Origin of the sequence: Alloactinosynnema sp. L-07, assembly GCF_900070365.1 — a bacterium.
GTDB lineage: Bacteria > Actinomycetota > Actinomycetes > Mycobacteriales > Pseudonocardiaceae > Actinokineospora.
On sequence record NZ_LN850107.1, the window covers coordinates 181,208 to 199,572 of the forward strand.

An 18,365-nucleotide genomic window follows, 5' to 3' on the forward strand; every position below is an offset into this window, starting at 1 on the left:
GGTGACGCGATGGCGGCCGACGCCGTGACTGATCTTCGGGTGCGCCCGGTGGCCGGGACGAGGCCCGGCCACGCCGCGCGGGTGGCGCGGTGATCTGGTTTTCCGGTGACGTGGTCACGACGGTCCTCCTGGAAAGTCATGGCTGGTCGACATGGTTGGGTCCACAACACCTCTGTCCACATCGAGCTGGCAAGCATCCTCGACGACCTGCTTTCCCTGCGGCACAAGATGTTTCGTGCCGACCGGGAACCTGTGTGCGCACTGTCGTGAACAGAATCGTGGTTCGCGGCGGAGGCTGGGGGTCGTCTCAAGGACGGAACTACTGTTGGCGCTACTCGTGCACGGCCGCTGCCGGGCGGGACGCCCGTTCCGGACATGTCGCCCGCGCCGCCGCCGAACCGTCGGCAGCGCGGGCGACAGCGGGCGCGGTGGCCCCGGTCGCAGGTAGCCCAGCAACCGCCTTGGCGATACGCCGGCTAGTGGTCAACCCCGGCGCCTGCGAGTCTGGACTGGCCGGACCGCCACGAACGCTGGCTCGGCCTGCTGAACGGGATAGCCCTCCCACCGGAGTTCATCGTTGACTTCCCGCTGCAACGCGGTGATGACGTCGATCGTCAACCCGTCCGGGTGGTGGTTCGCGGCCGTCACGCGGCCCCGCCGGTGATCGGACGGCAGCGCATTCGCCGAGTCGTCGTTGGCCCTGGCCGAGGTAGGGACACCTCGGGCCTAGCGCGGGCGCGGCGAGCCAGGGCGGGTGCGACCGCTCTTCTGGCCGCGCGCTCGCGATCCCTTGCCCGTCATGCCGCACGCTCCGCGGTGACCGGGGCGCCGGACCGGCATGACCACGGCGAGCAGCCGTCGGGGTCGTCCTCCTCCGTCGGACTGGTGGAGACCAGCCGCAGGTGCCGTTTGCCGAGAGCGGACGGGTCGAGGTCGACTTCGTCGAGCGGCTGACAACTCCGATGCAGGAAGTACTGCCCACGCAGCTCTTGCCCTTGTGTCGTGGCGTGCGGGTAGCCGTCGCGGATCGCCTTGTCGAACTCGACCGCCTCGGCCCAGCCGTCCGGGTCGTTGTCGCGAATCCAGCGCCAGCCCGCGTTGCCGTGGAACGGGCACCCGACACAGGCTGACTTCACGGTCTCCCCGAAGCCTCGTTCGGCGAGGAACTCGATGCACCGTGCCCGGTTGAAGCCGAGGTCGATCAGCGGGAAGACGTTGTGCAGGAACCGCAGCCCGGAGTCCTTGGCGCGCGTGAACTCGTCGGTGCTGATCCCGATGGCCTGCTCGGCGTACACCCCACGCGGCACCCGTCGCGGATGCGGGTATCCCAGTAGCTCCCGCGCGGCCTTCTTGAGCGGGTTGATCTTGTACTCGGAGGTGCATTGCCTCCTCGCGAGCCCTCGCGACCCGTCGGGGTTGAGGGTGTGCAGGGGCATGGACACGAAGCGGTGGCGTGGATCGAGGGCGTCGGCACGGATGTTCCCTGCCGACACCTGACGCACCGGGATGCCGTGTCTCTCGGCGTGCGCGGTCAGCCGGTCGAGGTTCGCGTACACGGCGCGCGGTTCCCAGCCGGTGTCGGCGAAAAGAGCGACGTCGAAACGCGGTATCTCACCCTCGCACGCCAGCAGCAGCACGGTCGTGCTCTGCACTCCGGCGCCCAGGGACAGCAGTCGCAAGGCGGGGCCGGTGTCGGTCGCCTTCAGGCTTGTCGTGGTCATGCCGCGGTCACCTCCTGCCCGGTCGGTGACCGGTGGTCGGTGTTGATGTCGAGGAGTTCGGCGAGGTCGGCGAGCAGCAGGGCCACCGCGTAGGCGGCTTGCTGGGGAACCACGCCGTTGCCCAGCGCGCGGAGCTGCGCGGTGCGGGGCAGGGAGAGGTCGGTGACCCAGCCTTCGGTCAGTCCCATGAGGTGCTCGACGAAGGCGGGAGCGAGGACCGGGCGGCCGTGGTTGCCGGGCTGGGTCGGGTGCGGTGTCGGGCGGCCCAGCACCGCCTCCCAGCGGCGGATCGCCGCCTCGTAGACACCCCAGTTCACCGGCGCCGACTCGACGCCGGATGCCGAGCTCGTCTCAGCGTCGGGAACCGCTACGAGATGTCGTCGGTCTCGCTGTCCTCGGCCCGGTGGTGCGCCGGCGGGGTGAGCAGGCGGATGACCGCCGAGGGCAGCATCAGGTCGCCCTTGGAGCCCCGCTGTGCCGGACAGCCCTTCGTTCCGTCCGTCGCTCGTGGCGTCGGCAGGAACGCCTCGGGGTCCACCAGCGGGAGCACCTGCTGTGACAGTGGCGGCCGGAATCCCGCTCCGGCCCTGCGGCCCGCCGTACCGGTGTCCGAGGCTCGCGGAGTCGGCAACAGCCGAAGCCGGTCCAGCAGTGACGGACCGCCCTGCCTGCTGGCGGCGCTGATGCCATTGGACGAGCCGTCGTGCGCAGTCGGCGTCGGCAGCATCTCCGTCTCGTCGACCGGGGCTGGGCTCGCGCAGCCAGGCGAGCAGGAACACGCGCTCGCGGCGGTGCGCGGCTCCGACGTCGGCGGCGCGGACGCTACGCCAGAGCGCGTCATACCCCGCTTCGGCCAGGTCGCCGAGTACACGGTGGAGTCCTCCATTGCGCCAGCGAAGCGCGGCGACGTTCTCCACGATGAGCAGCGCGGGTCGTAGTACGCGAAGGCCCGCCACGATGTCGGCCCACAGCCCACTGCGGACTCCCTTCTCGATGCCCGCGCGCTTTCCGGCGGCGGAGATGTCTTGGCAGGGGAACCCCGCGACGAGCACGTCAACCGGCTCAATGGAGGTCCAGTCGATGTGCCGCAGGTCGCCGAGGTTCGGGATGCCCGGTGTCCGGGCGTCGAGGATCTGGGCGATGTGCGGGTCGGGGTCGGCGACCCAGGCAATTCGGCCGCCGCCCAGGGCGGCCAGCACCCCGAGGTCCAAGCCGCCGTAACCGGTGCACAACGAGCCCACGACCGGACCGGACTCGGCGACAGGTCGAGTCCGCCGTCCCGGCCCCGGCGTCACCGCCGGGGCCGGGACAAGCGTGAGCGAACGGCGTGTCATGCCGCCCGGCCTCGCTCACCCGCACCGTCACGCGCGACGCCTGCGGATCGCGCCGAGCGGTACTGCCCGAGGTCCACCACGTCCCCCGACGAAGTACCGGCCGCGGTGCTCCCGGCGGACCTATGCAGGGCGGTGCGGAACACGAGGACGTCCTCGTGGGCGATCAGGTGCAGCGGCAGTCCGGCCTCGCGCTGTTTGCGGATGAAGTCGCGCTGGAAGAAGCTGCCGCGCGCCACCAGGTCGGTCTCGGCTGCGCGGGCGAGCAGTGCGACGTTGCGCTCGACCGGGATCAGGCCGGCCGCGCGTCCGCAGGCGAGGATCTGGGAGGGCAGGTCGATCAGTTCGGCGTGCTCGCGCCACGGGCGGATGGTGATGGCGATGTGCCCGCCGGGCTTCAGGAACGTCCGCAGCGCGGCGAGGATGCGGGTGAACCCGGCCAGCAGGCGGTGGTGGCCGATGTTGGCGAGGTTGCCGCGGTCGAGGGTGTTGCCGTAGAGGTGGTGGTACTTCTGCACCCCCGCGCCAGGCGCGACCGACACCTGCCCGTGCGTGGAGGGACCGTAGGGCGGAGACGTCACCACCAGCGCCGCTTGGCCGACGTACTCGGGCGGCAGCAGCGTCACGAGCTGGCGGGCGTCACCGTGGAACACCCGCGCGTCGATCCCCTCTTCACCGCCGACGCCCTGCTCCCGAGCCAGGTCGAGGTTGGCGTTCGCCACGTCGACCCAGTGGGGTTCGTACTCCACGCCGACGGCGCGGCGGCCGAGTCGGACAGCTTCGACGAGGGTGGTGCCGATGCCGCACATCGGGTCGAGCACCAGGTCGCCGGGCTTCGTGTAGTGGGTGACGGCGTGGCGGACGACCTCGGGCAGCATCTTGGCCGGGTGCGCGGTCGACTCGGGCGTGTACTTGTTCTTGCGCTGGGCGGCCGGCGAGGACTGCGCGGTGGTCCACACCGACACCGCAGGGGGCTCCGTGCTGCTCTTCTGCTCACCGCTGTCCACAGAGTTGTCCACAGCGGTGGGTGGGGTGTCGAGCGCGGCGATGAGCGCGCGCGGGATGCGCTGGGTCGGCTCGTCGCCGACCGCTGCGGCGGTGGTCGCGGAGGACTCGGCGGCGGGTTGATGGGTGGCGTCGTGCGTCACGGGCGTGCCTTCCTGGCGGTGCGGTCCGGGGTGGGCGAAGTCGTCGTTCGGCGCGGGGTTGGGTGTGGTCGTCATCGGATGTCTTCGGGTTGCGAGACCGCGTCCGTGGGCGCACTCGGCAAGGCCGTGGGCGTCGGCTGGTGGTCGTGCGGCTGGGCGAAGACGAGGACGTCGGAGTGGATGCGTCGATGCGGCACAGGCAGCCCGCGCACGACGGCGCGGTGGCGTGCTCGCGCGTCGGCGTCGGCGGTGTCGCGGTCACCGAAGTTGGCGTCGAGGTGGTCGTCGGAGTGGGTGTCGGCGAGGTGGAAACGGCCGTCGCGGACGGGCGTGTGCAGGGCGACGATGTGCTGCAGGTAGAGCAGGTCGGCGTTCTGTCCTGCGGTCACCACCGCGCCGGTCGGGTCGGTCAGCTCGCCCGACGTCCAGTCACAGTGCGTGAGCACGACGAGGATGCCGCCGACCCGTAGCCGCCGTGCCGCGTAGAGCGCGATGAGGTCGGCGGTATTGCCGTGACCGTGGCCGCCGGGGCGGTGCGGCGGCAGGCTGGCGACGATCAGGTCGGCGCTGTCCACGGGTGCGGTCACCACGTCCGGGACGGACACCTCGACGGTGAGTTCCGGTGCCGTGGGGAGGGTCGCCGGAGCCGGGCCCACTCCACCGACGAGGTCGGCCCAGAACGGGCGGGAGGCCGGACCGGTCGACGTCGGGTCGACCGGGACGCGCTCGACGCGCGCGGCGCGGCCGAGGCGTTCGACGGCGGCGACGGTGTCGGCCAGTTCGGGGTCCGGCTCGGTGCCGGGGGCGTGGTCGATGACGCCGTCGGCACCGACCACGCCGAGCGTCGGGCGGGTGCGATCGGGGGTCGTCCGGTCCAGCAGCACGACTCGTTCGGCGGGCTTGCTGAACGAGGTGACGATCCGCTCGACGAGGGTCGCGGGCCACGTGGCGTCGAGGTCGATCGGCGCGGAGCCGGCGGTCCAGACGGTTGCCGGAGTCGGGGTCGCGGCCGACCCGCGTGAGCGCGAGCGGCCGGTGCCGGCGGTGGACTTCGCGGGCTTGCCAGGGCTGACGCGGGTGGTGGTCGGAGCGGTCGGCCAGGGGCGGCGGTCACCGCCTCGGTGCCCGCCGGGGCGGGCCGGAGCCGGGTGGGTGGAGTCGGCGCGCCGTCGGGGCGAGCGGCGGGCGGAGTTGTCGGGCTGGGTCACGGGTGTCCCTTCGCCAGGGGTGGGTGCGCCTGTCGGTGCGAGGCGCTGATGACACCCCTGAACTCCGAAATACGACCCCTTTGGGGACACGCCCTCGTCACTTTTCTCAACGGATTTGACGGGCGCGAATAGCAGGGAAAGGTTCGCGCGCGCGTGCCCGCGCAGGGAGAGGCGGCGGGTCCGAAAGGAGGGGGCCGAGCGCTTTTTCCGATCCGCCGGGGATCGCGGTTGCTTCCAACCGGTAGCAGCGCGTGACGGCTCGCTCACGGCTATGACCAAACTGGTACCGAACTAGTACCGGGCACAAGTATTCGCAGCTAGGCGGGTATTACCGGACAAGTCAGCTTGATCTTGACGTCACGTGTTCAGTGATCCACTAAGACGCCCGAAGTGGATCTTGTAACACTTGCGGCGCGGATGTGAAGATCGCCGGTACCTCTGCGGTACTAGTTCGGTACCAGTTTGGTCATCGGTTGGTACTACCCGCCGTGGCGTCCTGGGCAAGTCATTGATTCCGACTTGCTTTCGGGAGCCATTCCATGAGTTCACGTGAGGCTATTCCGCGCTCCGGTTTCGAGCGCGACTCCATGCCGTTGGACGCGGCGCGGTCGGCGTTCGAGTGGCTGGTCGCCGGGCCGCATCCGGTGTCGGTGGACGGCCGGTTGTTCCCCGGTCTTCCGGCGCGGCGGGTGCCGTTGAACGAGCTACGTGACCGGTTGCTGCGCCGCCGTTGCCCGCAGACGCTGCGGGACGCGGCGTGGGCGCACCTGGTCCTGCTTGCCCGCACCGAGGGCGGTGCCTGGACCGTGGGCGCGGTCGGGGTCGCGTTGCCCGCGCTGACCTCCATCGCCGCGACCTTGTCGGCGCGCTTCGCTGGTGACCCGAGCGACATCCACGCCGCGGTGCTCGCCGGTTTCGTCGCCGAGCTCGGCGAGATCGACCTGCGCCGTCCGCGGGTCATGTTGCGTCTGCGGTGGGCCGCCTACCGCGCCGGCCACGCGTGCGTGCGCGAGGCGCTGGACGCGCCGGTGCCCTCGGGACACGGGTTCCGCTCGACGACGCCGCCGCCCCCGTGGGGCCACCCCGACTTCGTCCTCGCCCGCGCCGTCGCCGAGGGCGCCATCACCTCCGCCGAGGCCGAGCTCATCGGCTCCACCCGGCTGGAAGGTGTGCCGCTGGCCGACGCCGCGGCCGAACGCAACCTCTCTTACCAAGCGGCAAAGAAGGCCCGCCAGCGCGCCGAGCACCGCCTGGTCGCCTACCTGCTCGACGACACCACCGACGCCCCGCACGCCGGTCCACACGAGGGTGACGTGGCGGCACAGGTGGCCGACGCGGTGACCATCACCGCCGCCGCCCAGCATTCGACCAGCGCCGCCTCACTGTCACGCACTGTCACTGATCTGAGGCCGCGTACGGCGAAGAAAGTCGGCGACCGCGTGTCCCCGCAGGGCCAATTTTCCGGAGTTCAGGGGTGCGGGAGGAAACCAGCCACCCCCGCGCACACCACCTCTTCGCCCACGCCGCCGCGCGAGTCCACACAGCACTCGGCGCAGCGGCCGTCGGGCACGACTCCGGGAGTGTCGCGATGCGCTTGACTCGTACGCCAGTTCGTCCTCACCACCACTGCCGGCCCGGTGACAACCGGGCTCACCGCGGACCTGTTTTCGGTCGTCGTGAGGCGACCTCGCGAGCCCACACGCCGGTGTGCGCGGCACCCCAGGGGCCGGTCAGCGACAACACCACACCTCCGACCTCTGAGAAGCGGGGCGATCGGCGCCGGAGCATTCGACGCGTCCTGCTGGTCACCGAGTTGGCCGCGTTGGCACTGCTGGCCTCCGGCGCGACGGCGCACGCCGACACGGTCGTGTTCGCGATCGCGGGCAGCGTCGACGAGGTCCTGACCAACATCCGCAACTGGCTGATGGGCATCCTCGCCGGGCTGGCGACGGTGTTCCTCACCATCGGCGGTGTCCGCCGCGTGTTCGGCGGCGGTGACCCCGGCGAGCAGGAGAAGTCCAAAGAGGCGTTCAAGGCGGCCGGGATCGGCTACGCCTTGGCCGCACTCGCACCGCTGGTCGTGACGGTGCTCAAGGGCATCGTGGGGGCCTGACCGATGCGCCCGCCGAACAGGCCGGTCAGGTCTGCCCCACGCCGCACATCGGTCGGCCCCACCGTCGGCTCACTGCACGACACGACGCCCACCGCGCGAAGCGGATCGGTGTCGGCGGACCGCCGGAAGATGCTCGCGCCTCCGGTCGCGGGCACCCGGCGGACCCGCTGGATCGGGCGACTCCTTCGCGTCACGCGGAGCCGGGCGCTGGTGGCGTTGGCGGTGAGCCTGGTCGTCCTGTTGGGCGGCACCCTCGCCTCGGCGGCGTTCGGTCCGGAGTCGGGTACAGCGGTGGCCCCGGCGGCTGCGGCGCAGCCCGCGCCGCCGACCAACCAGCCGCCGATCCCGATCCCGACGGTCGACCCGGACCCCTGCGGTCCGGGCTCACCGCCGCTCCCGATCTGCACCCTGCCGACGCCGACCACGACGCCTCCGATGACGGGGCTGCCGCTGCCGACCGAGGTCCCGACGCTGCCGCCGTGCGACCCGGCCATTCCTCTGCAGCAGTGTGCTCCCACCGGCACCACGACCCCGTCGACACCGTGCACCGGTGAGGGCTGCATCCCCCAGCCCGGCACCACCACCGCACCACCGACCAACCCCGGCACCGGGCAGCCCGGACAGGGTGAGGAGACCGAGGACGACTGCGGGATCACCGACATCGGTGCCTGCATCACCGAGGCCATCAACTCGTTCTTCCGGGGCATCGTCACCGAGGCACTCAACCCGCTGCTGGACCTGCTGTCCAAGACGCTGCTGACCACGCCGATGCCGGACTCGCTGCCGCGCGTCGGCGAGCTGTGGGACAACTCCTGGCAGATCCTGCTCATCTCCTACGGGCTGCTCGTGCTCCTCGCCGGAGTCATCGCGATGGGCTACCAGACCGTCCAGACCCGACACTCCATCAAGGAACTCGCGCCGCGCCTGGTGGTCGGGTTCCTGGCCGGCGCCCTGTCGCTGTGGGTGGCGACCAAGGGCATCCAGATCGCCAACGCGCTCGTCGCGGCGATCATGGGCGGCGGGGTCGACGCGAACTCCGCGGGCGAGACGCTGCGCAACCTCGTACTGAGCAGCCTCAACGGCGGCATCTGGATCATCTTCATCGGCATCTTCCTCGCCGGAATGCTCGTCGCGCTCCTGGTCACCTACGTGGTGCGCGTCGCGATGACCATCATCCTCATCGCCGGGGCGCCGCTCGCGCTGATGTTCCACGCCCTGCCGCAGACCGAGGGCATCGCCTACTGGTGGTGGAAAGCCTACGGCGGCTGCCTGGCGATCCAGCTCGGCCAGAGCCTGACGTTGATCACCGCGATGAAGGTATTCCTCGCTCCCGGCGGGTTCACCCTCTTCGGCCCGACCATGTCCGGGTTGGTCAACCTCCTGGTCGCGCTCGCGCTGATGTACATCCTGTTCAAGATCCCGTTCTGGGTGCTGTCGTCGGTGCGCGGCGGTGGCGGCAGGAGCGGCCTGATCGGGTCGCTGGTCAAGGGCTTCCTCGCCTACAAGACCTTCGGTCTGCTCGGCGGTGGCGGAGGAGGAGGCAAGAGCCCGAAGCCTCGCCCATCGGGCGGCGGCCGTGGCGGCAACGGCGGCGGAGGTTCCAGCGGCGGCAACAGTTCGTCCAACCCCTACGCCAACGCGCGCACCACCGGAGGCGGGCAGTACGTCCTGCCGCTGCCCGGTGTGCGCCGGACCCGCCCGACGGGCAAGCCCACGCCGAAGCCGAAGTCCGGTCCGACTCCGAAACCCTCTGGTTTGCAGGGCCGCCAGCTGGCGCTGCCGTTGGGTGAGGACTGGCCGGAGAACAAGCCGGTGCTCGGACGCGACGGGCAGTACCGGCTGCCCCTGGACGTGCAGCGCACGACGCCACCACCGACCTCGCCCGCCGGGGCGGACACCGGCGGTCGTCGCACCCGCACGGCCGGGGGCAAGCAGCTGGAGTTGCCGTTGGACCCCTACCGGGGCAACCGCCCGAACCGGTCCGGGCAGTACCCGCTACCCCTGGACGGGGTGCGGCGCGTGCCGCGCCCGGCGAGTCCGCCGCCTCCACCGAGCCCACGACCGAGCGGACGTCGGGTGGTCCAGCCGGAGCTGCCCTTCGACCCGTACAAGGGCAACCGAGCGACCCGCGGCGGTCAGTACCCGCTGCCGCTGGACGGACTGCGTCGGGCTCCCGCCCCCAAGCCCGCACCCGCTCCACCGCCAGCGGCATCGGCCACACCGCCTCGGCCCGCGCCGCGCGCGGGACAGCAGTTGCGGTTGCCGCTGGACCTGCCCAAACCGGCCAAGCCACCGACGACGCCGGTCTTCAGCTCACCACCGTCACCACCGTCACCACCGCCGCCACCGGCGCGGCCGAGTCCCAAGCCAGGAGGTAAGACCTCATGACCGCACCTGTTCGTATCCCGGCCGATGTCGACATGCACGACCGTGTCCTCGGCCCGTTGACCGCACGTCAACTGGTCATCCTCGCCGCCGCCGGGGCGGTGCTCTACCTGATCTGGGCGGCCACCCGTGCCTTCGTCCCGATCCCGGTGTTCCTGGCCTTCGCCGTCCCGGTCGGCGCGGCCTCGGCGATGCTCGCGCTGGGCAAGCGCGACGGGATGCCGATGGACAAGCTGCTCGTCGCCGCGATTCGGCAACGGGTCGCACCCCGGCACCGCGTGGCCGCACCCGAGGGCGTGCGCCCGGCACCTGCCTGGCTCACCCCGGACACCGACCGGACCACGAACCAGGCCGCGGGTCGCCGCAAGGGCGGCAAGGGCCGGAACGTGCAGCCCGAGCAGGTGTCGCCCTCGGCGTTGCGGCTGCCGGCCGAGGCCGTCACCGAGACCGGGGTGGTCGACCTGGGTGCCGACGGGTTGGCGGTGGTCGCGGTCGCCTCGACGGTGAACTTCGCGCTGCGGACCCCGAACGAGCAGGAAGCGTTGGTCGCCTCGTTCGGCCGTTACCTGCACTCGCTGACCGCTCCGGTGCAGGTGCTCGTGCGCACCGAACGGCTCGACCTCTCCGCCCAGATCGCCGAGCTACGGGAGCGGGCGGGTGGGCTGCCACACCCGGCGCTGGAGGCCGCCGCGATCGAGCACGCCGAGTACCTGGTCCAGCTCGGGCAGCAGTCCGACCTGCTGCGCCGCCAGGTGCTGCTCGTGCTGCGCGAGCCGCTCGGCACAGCGGCGCCGACCGACGGGTTGGGCGGGCCCGGCCCGCTGGCGGTGCTCGGGGCGATGGCAGGCAAGCGCCGCACGCAGGCGGGCGGACAGATCGACGCCGGAACCCGCCGAGCGGCGGAGTCGCGCCTGGTGCGCCGTCTCGGCGAGGCGATCGAGCTGCTGTCGCCGGCCGGGATCGTGGTGACTCCGCTGAACGCCGGACAGGCGACGGCGGTGCTGGCCTCGGCGTGCAACCCCGACAGCCTGCTGCCGCCCTCGGCGGGACTGGCCGGCGCGGACGAGGTCATCACCACCACCGCTGGCGCGGACCTTGCCGACATCGACGACGGCTCCTTCTTCGCACGCAGCACGACGGCGCCCGGCCGCGCGCCGTCGGGACAACCGGAGGACAGCGACGAGTACGGGGACGACTGGGACTACGGGGACGACGACTACCCGGACGACTACCGGGATGACTACGAGGATGAGAGGGGGCGGTCCTGATGGGCGCCCGAACACGCAAGACCCGTGGCAACCACAGCCCGGCTGCCCAGGCGACAGCCTCGTCGGCAGCCGCCGCGTTCACCCCTGACGCCCTGTCGGTGGCCGCACGGCACCTGGAGGTCGGCGGCGAGTGGGTCTCCAGCTTCGCCGTGGTCGGCTTCCCGCGTGAGGTGCACCCCGGCTGGCTGTCGCCGCTGCTGACCTACCCCGGTCGCCTGGATGTCTCGGTGCACATCGAACCGATCGACCCGGCCACCGCCGCGTCGCGGCTGAAGAACCAGCTCGCGAAGTTGGAGGCCGGACGACGGCACACCGCCGAACACGGCCGCCTGTTCGACCCCCAGGTCGAGGCGGCCACCGAGGACGCCTACGACTTGTCCTCCCGCGTTGCCCGCGGAGAGGGGAAGCTGTTCCGGGTCGGGCTGTACCTGACCATCCACGCCGCCACCGACAAGGCCCTCGCGGACGAGGTGGCCGCGCTGCGGTCGCTGTGCGCGAGCCTGCTGCTCGACGCCAAGCACACCACCTACCGATCCCTGCAGGGCTGGGTGTCCACGCTGCCGATGGGCCTGGACCTCATCGGGATGCGCCGCACGTTCGACACCTCGGCGTTGGCAGCGGCGTTCCCGTTCACCAGCCCCGACCTGCCCGCCCCCGACCCCACCTCGGTCGCGGCGCCGTCCGGGGTGCTCTACGGCTATAACGTCGGCTCCCAGGGGCTGGTGCACTGGGACCGGTTCGGCGACGGGATGCACAACCACAACTCGGTGATCCTCGGCCGCTCCGGCGCGGGCAAGTCCTACTTGGTGAAGCTGGAGCTGCTGCGCAGCTTGTACCGGGGGATCGAGATCGCCGTCGTCGACCCCGAGGACGAGTACGCGCGCCTGGCCGCCGCGGTCGGCGGCACCTACGTCCACCTCGGCGCACGAGGCGTCCGCCTCAACCCGTTCGATCTGCCGATCCACACCCGCGCCGACGGCCGCCGCACCGCCCCGAAAGACGCCCTCGTGCGCCGGTCGCTGTTCCTGCACACCGTCATCGCCGTCCTCGTCGGCGGCGAACTTGAGGCGGCGGAGCGGGCCGCGTTGGACCGGGCGATCGCCGCGACCTACCAGAGCGTCGGGATCACCGCCGACGCCCGTACCTGGACCCGACCGTCCCCGACGCTGCGGGTCCTGCGGGACCAGCTCGCGGTCGCCGGGCAGGCTGGCGACCGGGCCGCGGGTGAGCTTGCCGCTCGGTTGCATCCGTTCGTCGAGGGCGCGTTCAAGCAGCTGTTCGACGGGCCCAGCAGTGTCAACCCCGAAGGGCACCTGGTGGTGTTCAGCCTGCGCGACCTGCCCGACGAGCTGAAGGGCATCGGCACCCTGCTGACACTGGACGCGGTGTGGCGGCGGGTGTCCAATCCGGCCATCCGCCGCCCGCGCCTGGTCGTGGTGGACGAGGCGTGGCTGCTGATGAAGGAGAAGTCAGGCGCGGAGTTCTTGTTCCGCATGGCCAAGGCATCCCGTAAGCACTGGGCCGGATTGACCGTGGCCACCCAGGACACCGCCGACGTGCTCGGCAGTGACCTGGGCAAGGCGGTCGTGGCGAACGCGGCGACCCAGATCCTGCTGCGGCAGGCGTCGCAGGCCATTGACGAGATCACCACCACTTTCGACCTCTCCGCCGGGGAGCGCGCGTTCCTGCTCTCCGCTGATCGTGGACAGGGCCTGCTGTCGGCCGGCACGCAGCGGGTGGCGTTTCAGAGCATCGCCTCGCCCACCGAGCACTACCTGGTGACCAGCAACCCGGCCGAACTCGCCGCCTACGCCGACACCGCAGAACCGGTCGACGAGGCCGAGGCCGCGTTCGTCGACCTGGACTTCGACGGAGACGAGTTCGGCTCTGATTCCGACGACGACCAGGTTCACCTCGACGCCGCCTGAGCGCGCGCACCACCTCATAGGCCCATCTCCCGTGAAGGGACTCGTTCATGCTGCCCCGAACACTGCCCTGGGTACCGCCTGCCCTCGACCAGCCACCGGAACAACTTTTCACCGTCGCGCCCACGCACTCGACGGCCCATGCCGTCGCCGGGTGGATGGAGGACTACCTGCGCGACCCTGGTGGCGCGCTGCTCACGCTGCTGGCCCGGCTGCGGGACTTCGCCCTGGATTGGGGCCCGATCGCGGCGCCGGTCCTCGCGGTGCTCGCCATCGGGATCGTGCTCGGCCGGCGGTGGTGGGCCCGCCGCTGCCACGAGCTGCTGCTGGCCGACGCCCGCCAGGTCACCGTGCTCGCCCCACCCCAGGTGGATCCCGCGGGCGGGGCTGCGCTGTGGTCCAACCTCGTCGGCCTGCTGCGCCCTGGGTGGCGCCGCGCGTTCACCGGCCAGCCCCACGTGGCGTGCGAGTACGTGTTCTCTGAGGCCGGGGTCGCGATCCGGCTGTGGGTGCCCGGTGTCATCCCGCCCGGCCTGGTCGAACGCGCCGTGGAGGCGGCCTGGCCCGGCGCGCACACCCGCGTCGGCCCGGCCGAGCCGCCCCTGCCCACACCGGGCGAGGGGCAGCGGCGGTTAGTGGTCGGCGGCGAGCTGCGGCTGGCCCGCCCTGAGGCGCTGCCGGTCCGCAGCGATTTCGACGCCGACCCGATCCGCGCGCTGATCGGCGCGCCGGTCGGGCTCGGACGTGAGGAGTACGCCTGCGTACAGGTGCTGGCCCGCCCGGTCACCGGCCGCCGCGTCCAACGGGCCCGCCGCGCCGCCCGACGAGTCCACACCGGCGGCTCCACCCGCCTGGTCGGCCACCTGCTCGACGCGATCACCCCCGGCACGGGCAGCCGCTCACGACGCTCCGCCGCGGCGCGGACGACGACCGGGGCCTTGCACAGCGACCCTCAGACCTCGCTGGAATACGCGGCACAGAACCGCGCGATCGTCGGCAAACAACGCGGCAGCCAGTTCGAGACGGTCATCCGCTACGCCGTGGCGACCCTGCTGCCCACCGACACCGACGAGGGCGAGGTCCGCCGGGCGCGGGAAGTCGCCCGCGGACGGGCCCACGCCCTGGCGGCGTCGTTCGCCTCCTACACCGAGCACAACCACTACACCCGACACCGCGTCCGCCACCCCGGCCGCGTCATCGACTCCCGTCGCCTGGGGCGCGGAGACCTGCTGTCGGTGCCCGAATTGGCCGCGATCGCGCACCTGCCCACCGACGAGACTATCCCCGGCATCCAACGCGCCGGAGCCCGCGCCATCGCACCCCCACCGGGCATCGCCACACCGGGGCCGGAGGCCAAGCCGATCGGGGTCACCGACACCGGCCACCAGCGCCCCGTCGCCCTGCGCGTACCCGACGCCCGCCACCACCTGCACGTCATCGGAGCGACCGGCTCCGGCAAGAGCACGCTGCTCGGCAACATGATCCTCGCCGACGCCGAGGCCGGCCGAGGGATCGTGCTCATCGACCCCAAGGGCGACCTCGTCACCGACGTCCTGTCCCGCCTGCCACGCTCGGCTGCCGATCGAGTCGTGATCTTCGACGCCGACAGCAAGTCCCGCCCACCGTGCCTCAACCCCCTGGACGGCGGCGAGACCGACCTGACCGTGGACAACCTCGTCAGCGTCTTCCGCCGGGTGTACTCGGCGTTCTGGGGACCGCGTACCGACGACGTGATGCGCGCCGCCTGCCTCACCCTGCGCGCCCAGGAAGGCGTCGCCACCCTGGCCGACCTGCCCAAGCTGCTGGCCGACGAGGCGTTCCGCAGCCGGGTCACCGCCGGAATCACCGACCCCGTGCTGCGCGGATTCTGGGCCTGGTACGAGGAACTCACCGACTCCTCCCGCTCCCAGGTCATCAGCCCGCTGATGAACAAACTGCGCGCTTTCCTGTTGCGGCCGTTCGTCCGCGACGCGATCGCGGGCGGTCACTCCACAGTGGACATGAGCCAGGTCCTCAACGGCGGCATCTGTCTGGTGCGTATCCCAAAGGGCTCGCTGGGCGAGGAGACCACGCGGCTGGTCGGGTCGCTGGTGGTCGCCCGCACGTGGCAGGCCACCACGGGCCGGGCCCGCATCCCGCAACGCCAACGCCGGGACGCCTCGATGGTGATCGACGAGTGTCACAACTTCCTCAACCTGCCCTACCCGATCGAGGACATGCTCGCCGAGGCTCGTGGTTTCCGGGTCGCGATGACCCTGGCCCACCAGCACCTCGGCCAACTCCCGCGTGAACTGCGGGAGGGCATGTCGACCAACGCTCGTTCGAAGATCTTCTTCAACGCGAGCCCGGAGGACTCGCGCGAGTTGTCCCGGCATACCGCGCCGCGGTTGTCCGATCACGACCTCGCCCATCTAGGCGTTTATCACGCCGCTGTGCGCTTGGTGCTCAACGGCGAGGAAGCCCAGCCGTTCACGATGCTCACCCAGCCCCTCCCGCCCGCCGTCCCCGGCCGGGCGCGGGAGATCCGCAGCGTGGCGCGCCGCGCGGCACGGACTCGCGCGACCGAGGCCGCCACCGGCGGGCCCGCAACCACCGGCACCCGGCCCCCTCGCGGCTCGTCGGGCCCGGCCCTACCCGTGAACCGGAACGAGCCCGTCGCGCGCCCGCGTAGCGCCGACCCCCGCCGCAACGGCTGACCTTCCCCCTCTTCCGCTCGTCCACCCGCCCATCACGCCCCGACGCACTGCGCGCCGGGGCGGTTTCGCCCTGCCCACCCGGAGGTGCCCACCATGATCACCAACCCCACCCGCCAGCGCGCTCTGCGCGGCCACAAGCCCACCCGGCCCACCCCACGTGTCGCGAACACCGCCGAGCACCAAGCCGTGCTGGCGTGGCGGCTGACCCCGCGCGACAAGTGGATCGCCCGGATGCTCTGGGAACACCGCGTGCTCACCGCCCACCAGATCACCACACTCGCCTTCCCCAGCTTCCGCTCCGGACGGATGCGGCTACGCGAGCTCTACCTGTGGGGCGTCGTCGACCGCTTCCAGCCCTTCGTCACCCTCGGCACCGCGCCCATGCACTACGTCCTGGCGCCCGCCGGCGCGGCCGTGCTCGCCGCCGAGGACGGCCTGGACCTCAAGGAACTCGGCTACCGCCACGACCGGGTCTTCGGCGTCGCCCACAGCCTGCGCCTGGCCCACACCGTCGGCGTCAACGAGTGGTTCACCGCACTGGTCGACCGCGCCCGCCACCCCCACCCCGGCGAACAGGTCACACTGGCGGCGTGGTGGTCGGAGACCCGCTGCGCCCGCCACTTCGGTGACCTGATCAAACCCGACGGCTACGGCCGCTGGCGCCACCACGACGACCAGCACGGAGACCGGCAGGTCGAGTGGTTCCTCGAATACGACTTCGGCACCGAGCCGCTGACCAAGCTCGCCGGGAAACTGGCCGGCTACGCCGCACTCGCGCAAGCCACCGGCATCACCACGCCGCTGCTGGTGTGGCTGCCGACCTCGCGGCGCGAGGCCGCAGCCCGCCGGCTGCTCGCGAAGGCATGGCGCGAGCTTGACGACCGACGCTCGGTGCCGATCGCCACCGCGGCGGCCGAACTTCTCAATCCCGAGGCCGTCCACCCGAGCCCTGCCGACGAGGTCTGGCTGCCGCTGACCGCCGCTGCGGGAGCGTCCCGGCGACCGTTGTCGGGGCTGCCCGACGCCTGGCCGCACGTGCCGCCGCCGGTCACGCCCACCGAGGAGGCCCCGGCGGGGGTGGACTCGCCGCAGCCGATGTCGCCGCCGCCCTCGCCGATGCCGCCCACCTCGCACGGCCCGCGGGCGTCGCGCGGGGCGGGCCGGCCGGGGAGGTGGTGAGAGCGTGCTCGCCAAGATCGCCATCGGGGCCGCGGCCTTGTTGCTGCTCATCCCCGTCATGATCGGCCAGAGCGTGAGTGCCGTGGTGGACGCGCTGTTCGGCAGCTCCTCGAACACCACCATCGACTGCACGACACCGATCGCCGACATCCCGCCCGAGTACTGCCTGCTCTACGTCACCGCGGCCCCGCACTGCCCCGGCCTGGACTGGACCGTGCTCGCCGCAATCGGCAAAGTCGAGACCGACCACGGCCGCCTGAAGGCCCCCGGCGTGACCGAGGGCGAGAACTTCGCCGGGGCCGGCGGGCCGATGCAGTTCCTCGCCCCGACCTTCAACGGCGTCATCGCCAAACACCAGATCCCACCCGGCGGCGCCAGCCCACCCTCGCGGTACAACCCGCACGACGCCATCCACGCCGCAGCCTTCCTGCTGTGCGACGAAGGCGTCCGGCGCGGCGACCTGCGAGCGGCGATCTTCGCCTACAACCACGCCGGCTGGTACGTCGACAAGGTCCTCGCACAGGCCGCCAAGTACGCCGAGACCGCCGCGACCAGCGTCGGCAACGGCGACTGCAACGCCATTCAAGCCCCCAACGCCATCACCCTCGCCGCGATCAACTACGCCTGCGGGCAACGAGGGCTGCCCTACGTGTGGGGCGGCAACGGTCCTGACGGCGGGCACGCGGGCTTCGACTGCTCCGGGCTGACCAAAGCCGCCTACGCCGCCGCCGGAGTGAACCTGCCCCGCACCGCCCAGACCCAGTTCGACGCGGGCCCGCGCGTCCCTGCCGGACAGCCGCTGTTGCCGGGTGACCTCGTCTTCTACGGCACACCCGGCAACATCCACCACGTCGGCCTCTACATCGGCGGCGGACTCATGATCAACGCCCCGACCTTCGGCCAACCGGTACAGATCGACAACTACCGGTACAACGGCGACGACTACGCCGGGGCGACCCGCCCGGCTGCCTCTATCGCGGCGTGAATGGTTCGGGTTCGCCCATGCCCGCGCCGACCTTGGCGGCGAAGGGCTGGCCGTAGTGGTCGACCAGCACGATCCGCTGGGTGAACAGCGGCGGCGAGACGGTATCGAGGGTGATGATGTTGTGGTCGCTGGCCAGCTCGAACAGCGTGTTCATCACCTCGCGGCTGGTGGTGCGGTCCGGGTCGCTCTCGACAGCGAGGCCCTCGACCCGGATCTCCAGCAGCCGGTGCTGGGGCAGCACGGTGATGCGGGTGTGGATGTGGTCGGGAAGGCCGCCGTCCTCGCGTAGCTCGGCGATGTCGGCGGACAGGGCCACGGCGATCGCCTCCAACCGGTAGCCGCGTTCGATCTCGACCCGCGCGCCCCACACGACCTGCAGGTCCGCCGGGACGTCAGGTTCAGCCAT

At 71.6% G+C, this 18,365-nt stretch carries 13 protein-coding genes; 8 read left to right on the forward strand and 5 right to left on the reverse strand.

Annotated elements, in window-relative coordinates:
- Window positions 1-797: 797 nt before the first annotated feature.
- From BN1701_RS00840 to BN1701_RS36285, 4 genes are read right to left on the reverse strand one after another with little or no spacing between them, the layout of a single operon-like run.
- Window positions 798-1,721, reverse strand: coding sequence for a hypothetical protein (locus tag BN1701_RS00840; RefSeq protein WP_054044535.1), 924 nt, complete (start codon window positions 1,719-1,721; stop codon window positions 798-800).
- The gene (locus tag BN1701_RS00845) at window positions 1,718-3,055 is read right to left on the reverse strand and encodes a DNA cytosine methyltransferase (protein WP_054044536.1); all 1,338 of its coding nucleotides are present in this window, start codon (window positions 3,053-3,055) and stop codon (window positions 1,718-1,720) included. Before BN1701_RS00845 ends, BN1701_RS00840 begins: the two co-directional genes overlap by 4 nt.
- Window positions 3,052-4,275 carry a TRM11 family methyltransferase gene (locus tag BN1701_RS00850; RefSeq protein WP_054044538.1) on the reverse strand — a complete coding sequence of 408 codons (1,224 nt, stop codon included), beginning with the start codon at window positions 4,273-4,275 and terminating at the stop codon, window positions 3,052-3,054. The genes BN1701_RS00845 and BN1701_RS00850 overlap by 4 nt, the downstream gene beginning before the upstream one ends.
- A complete protein-coding gene (locus tag BN1701_RS36285) occupies window positions 4,272-5,408 on the reverse strand; it encodes a hypothetical protein (protein WP_197672025.1) in 1,137 nt (378 codons plus the stop codon). Before BN1701_RS36285 ends, BN1701_RS00850 begins: the two co-directional genes overlap by 4 nt.
- Window positions 5,409-5,947: 539 nt before the next feature.
- Between BN1701_RS36285 and BN1701_RS00860 the strand changes: the two genes are divergently transcribed.
- The 8 genes from BN1701_RS00860 (at window position 5,948) to BN1701_RS00895 (ending at window position 17,959) form a co-directional block, all read left to right on the forward strand.
- Window positions 5,948-7,006, forward strand: coding sequence for a PqqD family protein (locus BN1701_RS00860; RefSeq protein ID WP_054044540.1), 1,059 nt, complete (start codon window positions 5,948-5,950; stop codon window positions 7,004-7,006).
- 107 nt (window positions 7,007-7,113) lie between these two features.
- The gene (locus BN1701_RS00865; RefSeq protein ID WP_369800463.1) at window positions 7,114-7,521 is read left to right on the forward strand and encodes a pilin; all 408 of its coding nucleotides are present in this window, start codon (window positions 7,114-7,116) and stop codon (window positions 7,519-7,521) included.
- Between the two features lie 129 nt (window positions 7,522-7,650).
- The gene (locus BN1701_RS00870) at window positions 7,651-9,909 is read left to right on the forward strand and encodes a hypothetical protein (protein ID WP_157367706.1); all 2,259 of its coding nucleotides are present in this window, start codon (window positions 7,651-7,653) and stop codon (window positions 9,907-9,909) included.
- Window positions 9,906-11,174, forward strand: coding sequence for a PrgI family protein (locus BN1701_RS00875; RefSeq protein ID WP_054044542.1), 1,269 nt, complete (start codon window positions 9,906-9,908; stop codon window positions 11,172-11,174). Before BN1701_RS00870 ends, BN1701_RS00875 begins: the two co-directional genes overlap by 4 nt.
- Complete coding sequence (locus BN1701_RS00880) at window positions 11,174-13,102, forward strand: VirB4 family type IV secretion system protein (protein WP_054044544.1); 1,929 nt, start codon at window positions 11,174-11,176, stop codon at window positions 13,100-13,102. The genes BN1701_RS00875 and BN1701_RS00880 overlap by 1 nt, the downstream gene beginning before the upstream one ends.
- A 155-nt stretch (window positions 13,103-13,257) precedes the next feature.
- On the forward strand, window positions 13,258-15,795 hold the full coding sequence (locus BN1701_RS00885) for a type IV secretory system conjugative DNA transfer family protein (RefSeq protein WP_054055518.1): 2,538 nt from the start codon (window positions 13,258-13,260) through the stop codon (window positions 15,793-15,795).
- 93 nt (window positions 15,796-15,888) lie between these two features.
- On the forward strand, window positions 15,889-16,974 hold the full coding sequence (locus BN1701_RS00890) for a replication-relaxation family protein (protein ID WP_054044546.1): 1,086 nt from the start codon (window positions 15,889-15,891) through the stop codon (window positions 16,972-16,974).
- A gap of 58 nt (window positions 16,975-17,032) precedes the next feature.
- On the forward strand, window positions 17,033-17,959 hold the full coding sequence (locus tag BN1701_RS00895; RefSeq protein ID WP_054055519.1) for a bifunctional lytic transglycosylase/C40 family peptidase: 927 nt from the start codon (window positions 17,033-17,035) through the stop codon (window positions 17,957-17,959).
- Here the strand turns inward: BN1701_RS00895 and BN1701_RS00900 are convergent.
- On the reverse strand, window positions 17,946-18,365 hold the full coding sequence (locus tag BN1701_RS00900; RefSeq protein WP_054055520.1) for a hypothetical protein: 420 nt from the start codon (window positions 18,363-18,365) through the stop codon (window positions 17,946-17,948). The two genes, BN1701_RS00895 and BN1701_RS00900, sit on opposite strands and share 14 nt — an antisense overlap.